Source organism: Gilvimarinus sp. 1_MG-2023, assembly GCF_030548285.1.
In genome coordinates this window covers 1-236 of the sequence record NZ_JAUOSC010001721.1, presented here as the reverse complement: position 1 = coordinate 236, position 236 = coordinate 1, and the positions used below count along the sequence as shown (strand labels likewise).

The 236-nt window shown below is 63.1% G+C and carries 1 protein-coding gene; it reads left to right on the top strand.

Annotated features, from left to right (window positions below; translation table 11 throughout):
* Positions 1-236, top strand: a 236-nt coding sequence (locus Q4563_RS22625) for a hypothetical protein (protein ID WP_303606149.1), incomplete at both ends; no start/stop codon positions are given.

Below are 236 nucleotides of genomic sequence, written 5' to 3'. Positions count from 1 at the left end.
GATGGCCCGCGCCGCCGCGCCGGCCGAGCGTTTGATTGCTGTGTCTAGCGCGACCGCGGCCGATATCACCAACCACTGGCCCAACCCCGAAGCCCGCACCCGAGTAAATCACAGCGGGGCCGAAGCTCTACCAGCACCGAGCCGGTTAACCGACTACACACCGGCCCTGCAAAAGCAGCGTTACTTTTTATGTGTGGGCACACCCGAGCCACGTAATAACCTACCTCGACGGCTGG